The organism is Pseudomonas sp. TWR2-1-1, from assembly GCF_049897045.1.
Taxonomy (GTDB): Bacteria; Pseudomonadota; Gammaproteobacteria; order Pseudomonadales; family Pseudomonadaceae; genus Aquipseudomonas; species Aquipseudomonas versuta.
Genome location: NZ_JAFCVM010000006.1, coordinates 82,714 through 94,646, shown reverse-complemented (window position 1 = coordinate 94,646; position 11,933 = coordinate 82,714). Strand labels below are relative to the sequence as shown.

Annotated in this window: 15 protein-coding genes; 7 read left to right on the top strand and 8 right to left on the bottom strand. The window is 58.8% G+C overall.

Going from position 1 to position 11,933, the window contains the following annotated elements; genetic code table 11:
* The first annotated feature begins 36 nt into the window (after window positions 1–36).
* From metX to ACP7BO_RS16510, 6 genes are read left to right on the top strand one after another with little or no spacing between them, the layout of a single operon-like run.
* Entirely contained in the window at window positions 37–1,176 is a 1,140-nt protein-coding gene (metX, locus tag ACP7BO_RS16535) for a homoserine O-succinyltransferase MetX (RefSeq protein ID WP_060696582.1), read from the top strand.
* Between the two features lie 7 nt (window positions 1,177–1,183).
* Complete coding sequence (metW, locus tag ACP7BO_RS16530; RefSeq protein WP_004419699.1) at window positions 1,184–1,804, top strand: methionine biosynthesis protein MetW; 621 nt, start codon at window positions 1,184–1,186, stop codon at window positions 1,802–1,804.
* Window positions 1,805–1,827: 23 nt separating this feature from the next.
* Complete coding sequence (locus ACP7BO_RS16525) at window positions 1,828–2,247, top strand: DUF4426 domain-containing protein (protein ID WP_060696581.1); 420 nt, start codon at window positions 1,828–1,830, stop codon at window positions 2,245–2,247.
* Complete coding sequence (gene rdgB / locus ACP7BO_RS16520) at window positions 2,247–2,843, top strand: RdgB/HAM1 family non-canonical purine NTP pyrophosphatase (RefSeq protein ID WP_397455483.1); 597 nt, start codon at window positions 2,247–2,249, stop codon at window positions 2,841–2,843. The genes ACP7BO_RS16525 and rdgB overlap by 1 nt, the downstream gene beginning before the upstream one ends.
* Window positions 2,840–4,054 carry a radical SAM family heme chaperone HemW gene (gene hemW, locus ACP7BO_RS16515; RefSeq protein ID WP_397455482.1) on the top strand — a complete coding sequence of 405 codons (1,215 nt, stop codon included), beginning with the start codon at window positions 2,840–2,842 and terminating at the stop codon, window positions 4,052–4,054. Before rdgB ends, hemW begins: the two co-directional genes overlap by 4 nt.
* A gap of 9 nt (window positions 4,055–4,063) precedes the next feature.
* Window positions 4,064–4,387 carry a DUF3392 domain-containing protein gene (locus ACP7BO_RS16510; protein WP_060696578.1) on the top strand — a complete coding sequence of 108 codons (324 nt, stop codon included), beginning with the start codon at window positions 4,064–4,066 and terminating at the stop codon, window positions 4,385–4,387.
* 115 nt (window positions 4,388–4,502) lie between these two features.
* On the opposite strand, the gene trmB is transcribed toward ACP7BO_RS16510, so the two are convergent.
* The 4 genes from trmB to ACP7BO_RS16490 all read right to left on the bottom strand — a co-directional run bounded on the left by trmB (window position 4,503) and on the right by ACP7BO_RS16490 (window position 6,731).
* A complete protein-coding gene (trmB, locus tag ACP7BO_RS16505) occupies window positions 4,503–5,222 on the bottom strand; it encodes a tRNA (guanosine(46)-N7)-methyltransferase TrmB (RefSeq protein WP_426211502.1) in 720 nt (239 codons plus the stop codon).
* 9 nt (window positions 5,223–5,231) lie between these two features.
* Window positions 5,232–6,026 (bottom strand): thiazole synthase, encoded by a 795-nt coding sequence (locus ACP7BO_RS16500; protein ID WP_004419719.1) that lies wholly within the window; start codon window positions 6,024–6,026, stop codon window positions 5,232–5,234.
* A 52-nt stretch (window positions 6,027–6,078) separates the two neighbouring features.
* The gene (gene thiS / locus ACP7BO_RS16495; protein ID WP_060696576.1) at window positions 6,079–6,279 is read right to left on the bottom strand and encodes a sulfur carrier protein ThiS; all 201 of its coding nucleotides are present in this window, start codon (window positions 6,277–6,279) and stop codon (window positions 6,079–6,081) included.
* A gap of 80 nt (window positions 6,280–6,359) precedes the next feature.
* On the bottom strand, window positions 6,360–6,731 hold the full coding sequence (locus ACP7BO_RS16490; RefSeq protein WP_426211500.1) for a DUF423 domain-containing protein: 372 nt from the start codon (window positions 6,729–6,731) through the stop codon (window positions 6,360–6,362).
* Between the two features lie 77 nt (window positions 6,732–6,808).
* On the opposite strand from ACP7BO_RS16490, the gene mtgA reads away from it, so the two are divergent.
* Window positions 6,809–7,531, top strand: coding sequence for a monofunctional biosynthetic peptidoglycan transglycosylase (gene mtgA, locus ACP7BO_RS16485; RefSeq protein WP_171970567.1), 723 nt, complete (start codon window positions 6,809–6,811; stop codon window positions 7,529–7,531).
* Between the two features lie 77 nt (window positions 7,532–7,608).
* Here the strand turns inward: mtgA and rpoH are convergent, their stop codons facing one another.
* The 4 genes from rpoH to ftsY form a co-directional block, all read right to left on the bottom strand.
* On the bottom strand, window positions 7,609–8,463 hold the full coding sequence (gene rpoH / locus ACP7BO_RS16480; RefSeq protein WP_060696573.1) for an RNA polymerase sigma factor RpoH: 855 nt from the start codon (window positions 8,461–8,463) through the stop codon (window positions 7,609–7,611).
* Between the two features lie 113 nt (window positions 8,464–8,576).
* Entirely contained in the window at window positions 8,577–9,599 is a 1,023-nt protein-coding gene (gene ftsX / locus ACP7BO_RS16475) for a permease-like cell division protein FtsX (RefSeq protein ID WP_060696572.1), read from the bottom strand.
* Window positions 9,596–10,267, bottom strand: coding sequence for a cell division ATP-binding protein FtsE (gene ftsE, locus ACP7BO_RS16470; protein ID WP_004419735.1), 672 nt, complete (start codon window positions 10,265–10,267; stop codon window positions 9,596–9,598). Before ftsE ends, ftsX begins: the two co-directional genes overlap by 4 nt.
* The gene (gene ftsY, locus ACP7BO_RS16465) at window positions 10,264–11,745 is read right to left on the bottom strand and encodes a signal recognition particle-docking protein FtsY (RefSeq protein WP_426211496.1); all 1,482 of its coding nucleotides are present in this window, start codon (window positions 11,743–11,745) and stop codon (window positions 10,264–10,266) included. Before ftsY ends, ftsE begins: the two co-directional genes overlap by 4 nt.
* Window positions 11,746–11,933: the final 188 nt, after the last annotated feature.

The window sequence follows — 11,933 nt, the reverse complement described above, 5'->3', positions numbered from 1 at the left end:
ATTAGACTTACGCCTCATTTAAAGAGAGCAGGGTCGATGCCAGCCGTCTTTCCCCCCGATTCCGTTGGTCTGGTTGTGCCGCAAATGGCGCACTTCAGCGAACCTCTGGCTTTAGCCTGTGGCCGTTCACTGCCTGCCTATGACCTGATTTACGAAACCTATGGCCAGCTCAATGCCACGGCCAGCAATGCCGTGCTGATCTGTCACGCGCTCTCCGGGCACCATCACGCTGCCGGCTACCACAGCATCGATGAGCGCAAGCCCGGCTGGTGGGACAGTTGCATCGGGCCCGGCAAGCCGATCGACACCAACAAGTTCTTCGTCGTCAGCCTGAACAATCTGGGCGGCTGCAACGGCTCTACCGGCCCCAGCAGCATCAACCCCGAAACCGGTCGCCCGTTTGGTGCCGATTTCCCGGTGTTGACCGTTGAAGACTGGGTTCACAGCCAGGCCCGTCTGGCAGACCGGCTGGGTATCACTCAGTGGGCCGCCATCATCGGTGGCAGCCTGGGCGGCATGCAGGCGCTGCAGTGGAGCATCAGCTACCCGGACCGGCTGCGTCATTGCCTGGCCATCGCCTCAGCACCCAAACTGTCTGCGCAAAACATCGCGTTCAACGAAGTTGCCCGCCAAGCCATTCTTACCGACCCCGAATTCCACGGCGGTTCGTTCCAGGAAAAAGGCGTCATCCCCAAGCGCGGGCTGATGCTGGCGCGCATGGTCGGGCACATCACCTACCTGTCCGATGACTCGATGGGTGAGAAGTTTGGTCGCGGCCTGAAGAACGAAAACCTCAACTACGACTTCCACAGCGTGGAGTTTCAGGTTGAAAGCTACCTGCGTTATCAGGGCGAAGAGTTCTCGGGGCGCTTTGATGCCAACACTTACTTGCTGATGACCAAGGCGCTGGACTACTTCGACCCGGCGGCCAACTTCGATGATGACCTGGCCAAAACCTTCGCCTCAGCCAAGGCGCGCTTTTGCGTGATGTCATTCACCACTGACTGGCGCTTCTCGCCCGCTCGCTCGCGAGAACTGGTGGATGCCCTGATGGCGGCGAAGAAAGACGTCTGCTATCTGGAAATCGATGCTCCGCAAGGCCATGACGCCTTCCTGATCCCGATTCCGCGCTACCTGCAAGCCTTCAGCAACTACATGAACCGCATAGAACTGTGAGAACGCCATGAGAGCCGACCTGGAAATCATCCAAGACTGGATCCCCGCCGGCAGCCGCGTGCTCGACCTCGGTTGTGGTGATGGCGAACTGCTGAGCTGGCTGCGCGACAACAAGCAAGTCACCGGCTACGGCCTGGAAAACGACCCGGACAACATCGCCGAGTGCGTGGCCAAAGGCATCAACGTCATCGAGCAGGATCTGGACAAGGGGCTGGGCAACTTCGCCAGCAACAGTTTCGACATCGTGGTCATGACCCAGGCGCTGCAAGCCGTGCACTACCCCGACCGGATTCTCGACGAAATGCTGCGCGTCGGTCGCCAGTGCATCATCACCTTCCCCAATTTCGGGCACTGGCGCTGCCGCTGGTACCTGGCCAGCAAGGGCCGGATGCCGGTATCCGAGTTTCTGCCTTACACCTGGTACAACACGCCAAACATCCACTTCTGCACCTTCGAAGACTTTGAAGAGCTGTGCCGTGGTCGCGAAGCCCGGGTGATCAACCGCCTTGCTGTAGATCAACAGCACCGCCACGGGTGGGCCAGCAAGTTATGGCCTAACCTGTTGGGCGAGATTGGCATTTATCGTGTCAGCAGCCCCGGCCTTCAGGATCATCAGGTCGCGGTTTAAATCAGCGCTCAAGGAGAATGACGATGGGTCGTATTGGATTGCTACTGCTTTCAATGTGCTTTGCCATGCAGGCAATGGCGGCAGGTGAAGCCACGGTTGGCGGCACCAAGGTGTATTACAACGCTTATATGTCGGACTTCCTGTCGCCTGAAATTGCGGCCAAATACAAACTGGAACGCAGCAAACAGCTGGGCGGCCTGAATATCAATCTGGACACAGCGGGTAAAAAAGTCGCGTCCACCGTCAAAGGCACCGTACGTGTCGAAGGCGAGAAAAAAGCCAGGCCCCTGACCTTCAAGCAAGTGATTGATGACAAGGGTGCGATCGATTACTTCGCGCAATTCCCGGTCAATCAGCCTGCCACCTTTATTTTCGATATCGAACTCAAAGTCAACGGCGAAACCAAATCCATCGATTATTCCCAAGAGGTCGCTCCGCTCTAATGATCAACTTCACGCAACTGGTACTGGCCAGCCACAACGCCGGCAAACTCAAAGAACTTCAGGCCATGCTCGGCGAGTCGGTGCAGTTGCGCTCGATTGGAGAATTCAGCAGCGTTGAACCGGAAGAAACCGGCTTGTCGTTCGTTGAAAACGCGATTCTTAAAGCGCGCAATGCCGCGCGTATCTCGGGCTTGCCGGCACTGGCCGACGACTCCGGGCTGGCGGTGGATTTTCTCGGCGGGGCGCCGGGTATTTATTCGGCACGTTACGCCGACGGCCAGGGTGATGCGGCAAACAACGCCAAACTGCTCGACGCCCTCAAGGACGTACCTGAAGCCGAACGCGGTGCGCAATTTGTCTGCGTTCTGGCCTTAGTGCGCCACGCCGAAGATCCGCTACCGATCATCTGCGAAGGCCTGTGGCACGGGCGTATTCTGCCTGCCGCCAGCGGTGAGCACGGCTTCGGTTACGACCCGTTGTTCTGGGTACCCGAGCGTAATTGCTCCAGCGCCGAACTGAGCCCCGGTGAAAAAAACCAGCTGAGCCATCGTGCCCGCGCCATGGTCCTGCTGCGTCAGCGTCTGGGCCTGAAATGACCCACGATACTCCTCCACAGCCGCTCTATCTGGGTGCGGCTGGCTTTACTCAACAGGCGCCCCGCGCACCGTTGAAACAATTGCCGCCCCTGTCGCTGTACATCCATATTCCGTGGTGCGTACGCAAATGCCCGTATTGCGACTTCAATTCCCATACTGCCAGCCCGGTGTTGCCTGAAGACGAATACGTCGACGCACTGCTGGCCGACCTTGATCAAGACCTGCATGCGGTCTATGGCCGGGAGTTGAGTTCGATCTTCTTCGGCGGCGGGACGCCAAGCCTGTTCAGCGCCCAGTCCCTGGGGCGCCTGCTCAAGGGTGTCGAAGCGCGAATTGCGTTCGCCAGCGATATCGAAATCACCCTGGAAGCCAACCCCGGTACTTTCGAGCAGGAAAAGTTCGTGGCTTACCGCAAGCTGGGGATCAATCGACTGTCGATCGGCATCCAGAGCTTTCAACAGCAGAAGCTCGAAGCGCTGGGCCGCATCCACAACGGTGACGAAGCCGTACGTGCGGCCGGTATGGCCCGCCAGGCCGGCTTTGACAACTTCAACCTGGACTTGATGCACGGTTTGCCCGATCAGTCGCTGGACGACGCCCTGAGCGATCTGCGCCAGGCTATCGCCCTGAAGCCGACGCACCTGTCCTGGTACCAACTGACGCTGGAACCCAACACGGTGTTCTGGAACCAGCCGCCGATCCTGCCCGAAGACGACACCCTGTGGGATATTCAGGAAGCCGGCCAGGCATTGCTGGCTGAACACGGCTACGCCCAGTACGAGGTTTCAGCCTACGCCCAGCCCGGTCGCCCGGCGCGGCACAACCTCAACTACTGGAGCTTTGGCGACTTTATCGGCATCGGTGCTGGCGCCCACGGCAAATTGAGCCATCCGGATGGCCGCATCATCCGCACCTGGAAAACCCGTCTGCCGAAGGACTACCTGAACCCGGGCAAAAACTTTCAGGCAGGCGAGAAAGTCCTGACTGCTGAAGAACTGCCGTTTGAGTTTCTAATGAACGCCTTGCGCCTGACCGATGGCGTTGACGCAGCGCTCTACCCCGAGCGCACCGGGCTGGCACTCGAAAGCTTGAAAACAGGACGCGATGCTGCCGAACAAAGTGGCTTATTGCAGGTCGAACCGTCACGCCTGGCGGCGACTGCCCGGGGCCAGCTGTTTCTCAACGACTTGCTGCAGCACTTTCTGATCTAAGGAACTCAAATGGACTTGGTACTAGACCTGCTTGCTACCGTATCGCGCTGGAGCCGCAGCCACCTCTCGGAGATCTCGCTGGCCCTGATCGGCTGCTTGCTGGTGCTGTTCGGTGCCGACTTCAAAGGCTGGGTCGAGCAACGCCTGGGAAGCATTGCCGGCGCCTTGCGCGTGCCTTTGATGGCCCTGTTGTGCCTGGTGGGCAGCGGTGCGGCACTGATCTACGCCACGCCCTGGGTTGAACGCGGCCTGAGCCAGTTCAACAACTACAGCCTGGCGCCGGTGCTGCTGGTGGTGCTGGTTTTGATCGGGGTTGTGGCTGACCGGCGCTGATGCGAAGACTGAAAACATTGTGGGAGCTGGCTTGCCGGCGATGCAGACGACGCGGTTTACAGTCAGACCGCGTTGATGCTATCGCTGGCAAGCCAGCTCCCACAAAGGTTGGCGCTTACAGTTTTTCGAACTTCAGATCCCACACGCCATGCCCAAGACGTTCGCCACGGCGTTCGAACTTGGTCACCGGACGCTCGGCCGGGCGCGGCACGCAACGGCCATCTTCGGCCAGGTTGCGGTAGCCCGGCGCGACGTTCATCACTTCCAGCATGTATTCGGCATAGGGCTCCCAGTCGGTCGCCATGTGCAGTACGCCGCCGACCTTGAGCTTGGAGCGCACCAGCTCGGCAAAGGATGCCTGCACGATGCGTCGCTTGTGGTGACGGCTCTTGTGCCATGGGTCCGGGAAGAACAGCAGCAGGCGATCCAGGCTGTTGTCGGCCACGCACCGGGTCAATACTTCGATCGCATCGCAATCGTAGACCCGCAGGTTGGTCAGCCCTTGAGTCAGTACGCCATTAAACAGCGCGCCGACACCCGGACGGTGAACCTCAACCCCGATAAAGTCCTGCTCAGGCGATGCAGCCGCCATTTCCAGCAAGGAGTGGCCCATGCCGAAACCGATTTCGAGGGTACGCGGCGCGGAGCGACCGAATACCTGGTCGAAATCGACCGGCGCATCAGCCAGCGGCAGTACGTACAGCGGCGTACCTTGGTCAAGGCCGCGTTGCTGGCCTTCGGTCATGCGCCCGGCGCGCATCACAAAACTCTTGATGCGACGGTGTTGGCGATCTTCGCCTTCTTCCGGGGTTGGGGTGTCGAGTGATTCAGTCATCAGTGGCTCTTACTTGATCAGACCATCCAGCGGCGAAGAGGCGCTGGCATAGAGTTTTTTCGGCATGCGTCCGGCCAGATACGCCAGACGGCCCGCCACAATGGCGTGTTTCATGGCTTCGGCCATGATGATCGGGTGCTGGGCATTGGCGATGGCCGAGTTCATCAGCACCGCCTCGCAGCCCATTTCCATGGCAATGGTGGCATCGGAGGCAGTGCCCACGCCCGCATCCACCAGCACCGGGATTTTTGCTTCTTCAAGGATGATCCGCAGGTTGTAGGGATTGCAGATCCCCAGACCGGTGCCGATCAACCCGGCCAGCGGCATCACGGCGATGCAGCCCATGGCCTCGAGCTCGCGGGCGATGATCGGGTCATCGCTGGTATACACCATCACGTCGAAACCTTCCTTGACCAGAATTTCTGCGGCCTTGAGGGTCTCGATCACGTTCGGGAACAGGGTTTTCTGATCTGCCAGTACTTCCAGCTTGACCAGGTTGTGGCCGTCTAGCAGTTCACGGGCCAGGCGGCAGGTGCGCACGGCTTCTACCGCATCGTAGCAACCGGCCGTGTTTGGCAGGATGGTGTAGCGATCCGGCGGCAGGATGTCGAGCAGGTTAGGCTCGCCAGGGTTTTGCCCGATGTTGGTGCGACGCACGGCGACGGTAACGATTTCAGCACCCGATGCCTCGATGGCAAGGCGGGTTTCTTCCATGTCACGGTATTTGCCGGTCCCCACCAACAGACGCGACTGATAAGTACGGCCGGCCAGGATAAAAGGCTTGTCGCTGCGAACATTGCTCATCGGGAATCCTCTTTAATTGTGTACACCGCGGGAATGGGGTCAAGCGGGGGGACTAACCACCACCGATGGCATGTACCACTTCGACCTGGTCACCTTCTTTGAGCACCGTCCCGGCGTGCTGACTGCGCGGGACGATGTCCAGATTAAGCTCGACAGCCACCCGGCGACCGGTCAGTTCCTGACGTGCCAACAGGCCCGCAACGGTCTCACCGTCCGGCAGTTCGAAAGATTCACCGTTCAACTGAATGCGCATGCGCGACGCTGCCTTCATTTTAAGGGGCCAGCATTCTATCCCGATCAGTCAGGCCGACCCAAGCCATTCATCTTGCCGGCTTAGCTCAAGCGCCAGGCGGCGATACCCAGGCATAGCCACCCGGCCAGAAAAGCCAGACCTCCGATGGGCGTAATAATCCCCAGCTTGCTGATGCCCGTCAGGGTCAGCAGATACAAACTGCCGGAAAACAGCACAATGCCCAGCGCGAAGCAGATACCGGCCCACGTCACCAGACGTCCCGGCAGCTGGGCGGCTAACAGGGCAACCCCGAACAAGGCCAGGGTATGAACCAGCTGGTAGGTAACGCCTGTATGAAAAATAGCCAGGTACTGCTCGCTCAAGCGACTTTTCAGGCCATGAGCCGCGAATGCACCAAGGGCCACACCGGTAAAGCCGAAGAAGGCGGCCAGCATCAGAAAAACGCGCAACATGGTTAACTCCCGTGAGGACTATGGAATGGCGCAGGGTCTGTATAATGGCCCGCTCAACGGGTTCGGCCAAGCCATCTATGCTGCGTATTCTTGTTCATCGCTTTCTCAAAGCCCTGCTCTGGTTCGCAGCGGGCAGCGCATTGCTGGTATTGATCTTTCGCTGGGTCCCGCCGCCCGGCACCGCGTTGATGGTGGAACGCAAGGTCGAATCATGGTTCGACGGTGAGCCAATAGACCTGCAACGCAGCTGGCGCCCGTGGGATGAAATATCCAATGAGCTGAAAGTCGCAGTCATTGCCGGCGAGGATCAAAAATTCGCCGAGCACTGGGGCTTTGATTTCAGTGCCATCCGGGCCGCCTTCGCCCATAACGAACAGGGCGGGACATTGCGCGGCGCCAGCACCCTGAGCCAGCAAGTCTCGAAAAACCTGTTTCTCTGGTCGGGCCGAAGCTGGCTGCGCAAAGGGCTGGAGGCCTGGTTCACCGGGTTGATCGAGGTGCTCTGGCCCAAACAGCGGATTCTCGAGGTGTACCTCAACAGCGCAGAATGGGATGAGGGGGTATTTGGTGCAGAGGCAGCGGCACAGCATCACTTTGGCGTGAGTGCCGCCCGATTGTCACGCCAGCAGGCCAGCTATCTGGCTGCCGTGCTGCCCAATCCGCGCAACTGGAGTGCCAGTCGACCAAGCCCTTACGTCAGCCGCCGCGCCAGCTGGATTCAACGACAGATGCGTCAGTTGGGCGGCGACAGCTACCTCGACTCACTGAACACTTCGCGCAAGGCGCCCTGGGCCGATTAAGCCTGACCCGACTCCCACCGGCACAAACAAAAACGCCCCGACTCGTTAGAGCCGGGGCGTTTTTTTGTCGGGCCGACTCAGGCGGCGATCGACAGTTTGAGCTTGTTCATCGCGCTTTTTTCCAGCTGACGAATCCGCTCGGCAGACACGTTGTACTTCTGTGCCAGGTCATGCAGCGTGGCTTTCTCTTCAGCCAGCCAGCGCTGATACAGAATGTCGCGGCTGCGATCATCAAGCACTTCCAACGCTTCATGCAGGTTGGTGTTGGAGTTATCGGTCCAGTCAGCATCTTCCAGTTGGCGCGCCGGATCGTACCGGTGGTCTTCCAGGTAGTTGGCTGGCGACTGGAACGCGCTGTCGTCGTCAGCCTCAGCTGCCGGGTCGAAGGCCATGTCATGGCCAGTCAGCCGACTTTCCATCTCGCGGACTTCACGAGGCTCTACGCCGAGGCTTTCAGCCACGCGATGAACTTCATCATTGTTCAACCAGGCCAGACGTTTTTTCTGGCTGCGCAGGTTGAAGAACAGTTTGCGCTGAGCTTTGGTGGTCGCGACTTTCACGATCCGCCAGTTACGCAGAATGAACTCGTGGATCTCTGCCTTGATCCAGTGCACGGCGAACGAAACCAGACGCACGCCCATTTCAGGGTTAAAGCGTTTGACCGCCTTCATCAGGCCGACATTGCCTTCCTGGATCAGGTCAGCCTGAGCCAGGCCATAGCCCGAATAGCTACGGGCAATGTGTACAACAAAACGCAGGTGGGCGAGCACCATCTGCCGAGCCGCCCCAAGATCCTGCTCATAGTAGAGACTCTCGGCCAGTTCACGCTCCTGCTCGGGTGTCAGCAGTGGAATGCTGTTAACCGTGTTGACATAGGCCTCCAGGTTCGCACCTGGGACCAACGCATACGCAGGTTGCAAAGAAGTGGTCATACGAATAAACCTCCGTCTCACATAACTCGTGCAGTTCAGCACTGCGAAAGTTGACCGGAAACTCAGAAAAAAGTTCCCAAAAAAAGCTGAAAAGGTCAACAGGCAAAAAGAAACTACTTAGGCGAAAGCTCACGTAAGTGACGCGCTACTGCAATCCATGCACCGATATACCCTAACAGCACCGCGCCAAGCAAGAGAGACAGACCATCGGCTACCGGCACACCGGCCAGGGCAAAATTGCTGCCGTATAACCCGGCCAACCCGACAACCGCGTCGTTGAGCCAGTTCAAGCCGAATGCCAATACGCCCCAGGAAAGCACCCCGGCGCCAAAACCATAAAGCGCGCCCATATAAAGAAAGGGCCTGCGCACATAGCTGTCTGTACCGCCGACCAGCTTGATGACTTCGATTTCGATACGACGATTCTCAATATGCAAACGAATCGTATTACCAATAACAAGCAGCAAAGCCGATACCAGCAAGACCGTCAAGCCGAACACAAAACGATCACCCAGTTTCAGAATGGCTGCCAGACGCTCGACCCAGACTAGATCAAGTTGCGCCTGCTGCACCTTCGGCAACTCCGAAAGACGCTCGCGCAGGGCTTCAAGGGTCGCTTTATCGACCTCATTCGGGGTCACCAGCACCACCCCCGGCAACGGGTTATCCGGAAGCTCTTTAAGCGCTTCCCCCAACCCGGACTGCTGCTGGAACTCATCAAGGGCTTTTTCGCGGCTGATAAATTCAGCGTCAGCCACGCCTGCCATACCTTTTATCTGATTACTCAATTGCTCGCCCTGCGAGCTGTTGGCATCCAGCTGCAAGTACAGCGAAATCTGTGCTGCGCGCTGCCACGAACCGCCCAGGCGCTCGACGTTGTTAAGCAGCAGTGAGAGGCCCATTGGCAGGCTCAGTGCCACCGCCATCACTAGGCAGGTAAAGAAGCTGCCAATCGGTTGCTTGCCCAGACGCCGCAGGCTGTCGAGCAAACTGGCGCGATGGGCTTCAACCCAGGCCCGAAACAACATCCCGAAACCCGGGCCATCGTCATCGTCGTGTTTTTTCTTGGCCGGCTGCGGATCTGCGGCCTTGGGTGCTACCCGCTCAGAAACCTTGGAGCTGCGTGTCGCACTCATTGCGCCGCCTCCCCGTCACCGATCAACCGCCCGCGTTGCAAGGTGAGCATGCGGTGGCGCATGCGCGCAATCAGTGCCAGGTCATGGCTGGCAATCAGCACGCTGGTGCCCAAACGGTTGATGTCTTCAAATACGCCCATGATTTCCGCCGCCAGACGCGGGTCGAGGTTGCCGGTGGGTTCATCGGCCAGCAACAATGCTGGACGATGGACGATGGCCCGGGCAATACCGACGCGTTGTTGCTGCCCCGTAGACAAGTCGCCGGGGTACAGATCGGTTTTGTCCGACAGCGCCACACGCTCAAGTGCCGAGTCGACACGCTTGGCGATTTCAGGCTTGGACAGCCCGAGAATCTGCAGTGGCAAGGCAACGTTGTTGAACACCGTGCGATCAAACAGCAGTTGGTGGTTCTGGAACACCACACCGATCTGGCGACGCAGGAAAGGAATCTGCGCGTTGCTGATCTGACCCAGATCCTGCCCGGCCAGCAGCAGTTTGCCGGTGGTCGGGCGTTCCATTGCCAGAAGCAGCCTGAGCAGGGTGCTTTTGCCTGCACCGGAATGACCGGTTACAAAAAGGAACTCGCCGCGACGGACCCGAAAGCTCAGCTCGTGCAGGCCCACGTGTCCATTTGGATAGCGTTTACCGACCTGCTCGAAACGAATCATGGACGCTCCCGCTCCGCAAACAGAGCCTGGACAAAGGGTTCGGACTCAAAGTCCCGTAGATCATCAATGCCTTCACCGACACCGATAAAACGAATAGGAATATTGAACTGCTTGGCCAGGGCGAAGATCACGCCGCCCTTGGCTGTGCCATCAAGCTTGGTCAGCGCCAGGCCGGTAAGGGCCACTGTCTGATTGAATTGTTTGGTCTGGCTGATCGCGTTCTGACCGGTACCGGCATCCAGCACCAGCAAAACTTCGTGCGGGGCGTCTTCGTCGAGCTTGCCGATGACCCGGCGAACTTTTTTCAGCTCTTCCATCAGGTTGTCTTTGGTGTGCAGGCGTCCGGCAGTATCGGCGATCAACACGTCAATGCCGCGCGCTTTGGCTGCCTGCACGGCGTCAAAAATCACCGAAGCCGAGTCGGCGCCAGTGTGCTGGGCGATCACCGGGATGTTGTTGCGCTCACCCCACACCTGCAGTTGCTCGACCGCGGCCGCACGGAAGGTATCACCGGCGGCAAGCATGACTTTTTTGCCTTCGAGCTGGAGCTTTTTCGCCAGTTTGCCGATGGTGGTGGTTTTACCCGCACCATTGACACCGACCACCAGAATGACGAATGGCTTGTTTTTCGCTTCGATTTTCAGCGGCTGCTCAACGGGCTTGAGCATGGCGGCCAGCTCGGCCTGCAACGACTTGTAGAGTGCATCGGCGTCAGTCAGTTGCTTGCGTGCAACCTTTTGCGTCAGGTTTTTGATAATCACCGAGGTGGCCTCGACACCAACGTCGGCGGTGAGCAGGCGGGTTTCGATCTCGTCAAGCAGATCGTCATCGATGATTTTTTTGCCCAGGAACAGGCTGGCCATGCCTTCGCCGATGCTGGCACTGGTTTTCGACAGCCCCTGCTTGAGGCGGGCAAAGAAGCCGGTCTTGGCTTGCGGAGCTGGAGCTGGAGCTGGAGGTTCAATTACAACGGCCGGCACAGCCACCACTGGAGCAGGGACCACAGCAACTGCAACAACCTCGGGCTCAACAACTACGACTGGCTCTGGCTCTGGCTCTGGCTCTGGCTCTGGCGCAACAGGCTCGACGAAGGTTTCAACCACCTCAAGCACTTCGACCACCGGCTGCGGGGCGATGACCGGAGTGCTGACCGCGACCTCGATCTGCGGCTCAGGAATGGCAGGCACGATATGCGGCGCCTGCGGGTCCTCGACCAGCGCGACGGGCTCCTCGGGCACCGGCAACGGCGGCCATGGCTCAGGGGCGGGAGGCGCTTCAACAGGGGCGACCACAACCACTTTAGGCGTTGGCTCGACAACCACCGGGGTGGCCTCAATCAACGGCTCAGGGGTGATTTCGGGTGCAGGTGCGGGCTGCTCAACGACGGTTTCCTGCGGCTTTCTGCGCAGCCATCCGAACAGGCCTTTTTTCTCGCCAGCCGCAGCTGGGTTCTTCTTGTCGTCGTTGGAACCAAACATGGAGGACGGCTATCTCATCGTAGCGAAGCGCCACCGTGGCGCCCCGGCAAATAATATTCGGTGTGAAACAGACTGTTTTTTTGTCAGCTCGTTCGCACGCAACTTGATCAGAGGGTAAAGCACACCCCTGAAACTTCGTCTTAACTCGGATCTGGAACGGGAAAATCGGCAAAAAAGCTAAATTTACC

What these genes read in the sequence shown, in the direction of transcription:
- rpoH (WP_060696573.1), bottom strand. Translation starts at nt 8,463, where the DNA reads ATGACCACTTCTTTGCAACCTGCGTATGCGTTGGTCCCAGGTGCGAAC.
- ftsE (WP_004419735.1), bottom strand. Translation starts at nt 10,267, where the DNA reads ATGATTCGTTTCGAGCAGGTCGGTAAACGCTATCCAAATGGACACGTG.
- ACP7BO_RS16510 (WP_060696578.1), top strand. Translation starts at nt 4,064, where the DNA reads ATGGACTTGGTACTAGACCTGCTTGCTACCGTATCGCGCTGGAGCCGC.
- ftsX (WP_060696572.1), bottom strand. Translation starts at nt 9,599, where the DNA reads ATGAGTGCGACACGCAGCTCCAAGGTTTCTGAGCGGGTAGCACCCAAG.
- rdgB (WP_397455483.1), top strand. Translation starts at nt 2,247, where the DNA reads ATGATCAACTTCACGCAACTGGTACTGGCCAGCCACAACGCCGGCAAA.
- mtgA (WP_171970567.1), top strand. Translation starts at nt 6,809, where the DNA reads ATGCTGCGTATTCTTGTTCATCGCTTTCTCAAAGCCCTGCTCTGGTTC.
- metW (WP_004419699.1), top strand. Translation starts at nt 1,184, where the DNA reads ATGAGAGCCGACCTGGAAATCATCCAAGACTGGATCCCCGCCGGCAGC.
- ACP7BO_RS16500 (WP_004419719.1), bottom strand. Translation starts at nt 6,026, where the DNA reads ATGAGCAATGTTCGCAGCGACAAGCCTTTTATCCTGGCCGGCCGTACT.
- thiS (WP_060696576.1), bottom strand. Translation starts at nt 6,279, where the DNA reads ATGCGCATTCAGTTGAACGGTGAATCTTTCGAACTGCCGGACGGTGAG.
- hemW (WP_397455482.1), top strand. Translation starts at nt 2,840, where the DNA reads ATGACCCACGATACTCCTCCACAGCCGCTCTATCTGGGTGCGGCTGGC.
- trmB (WP_426211502.1), bottom strand. Translation starts at nt 5,222, where the DNA reads ATGACTGAATCACTCGACACCCCAACCCCGGAAGAAGGCGAAGATCGC.
- metX (WP_060696582.1), top strand. Translation starts at nt 37, where the DNA reads ATGCCAGCCGTCTTTCCCCCCGATTCCGTTGGTCTGGTTGTGCCGCAA.
- ACP7BO_RS16490 (WP_426211500.1), bottom strand. Translation starts at nt 6,731, where the DNA reads ATGTTGCGCGTTTTTCTGATGCTGGCCGCCTTCTTCGGCTTTACCGGT.
- ftsY (WP_426211496.1), bottom strand. Translation starts at nt 11,745, where the DNA reads ATGTTTGGTTCCAACGACGACAAGAAGAACCCAGCTGCGGCTGGCGAG.
- ACP7BO_RS16525 (WP_060696581.1), top strand. Translation starts at nt 1,828, where the DNA reads ATGGGTCGTATTGGATTGCTACTGCTTTCAATGTGCTTTGCCATGCAG.